This is a genomic window from Pseudomonas sp. 2822-17, from assembly GCF_002742485.1.
GTDB lineage: Bacteria > Pseudomonadota > Gammaproteobacteria > Pseudomonadales > Pseudomonadaceae > Aquipseudomonas > Aquipseudomonas cyclaminis.
The window spans coordinates 1-353 of record NZ_LJRZ01000222.1; the positions used below are offsets into that span (position 1 = coordinate 1).

Here is a 353-nt window from a genome sequence, read left to right on the forward strand (position 1 = left end):
GTGTGGGAGTTCTTCTGGCCGCTGATGACCGGCGCCCGTTTGGCCGTTGCCGGGCCTGGCGACCATCGCGATCCGGCGATCCTGGTCAGCCTGATTCAGCGTTACCAGGTCACGACCCTGCACTTCGTGCCGTCGATGCTGCAGGTGTTCCTGCTGGATGAGAACGTCGCCCAGTGCACCCGCCTGACACGCATCGTGTGCAGCGGCGAAGCCTTGCCCGTGGACGCCCAGCAACAGGTGTTCGCCAAGTTGCCGAACGCCGGCTTGTTCAACCTTTACGGCCCTACCGAAGCCGCCATCGACGTGACCCACTGGACCTGCCGCGAAGAAGGCAAGGCCAGCGTGCCGATTGG

Annotated in this window: 1 protein-coding gene; it reads left to right on the forward strand. The window is 64.6% G+C overall.

The window, feature by feature from the left end:
* Window positions 1-353 (forward strand): AMP-binding protein (locus AOA60_RS01675; protein WP_143522348.1); only part of this gene is annotated, 353 nt, incomplete at both ends.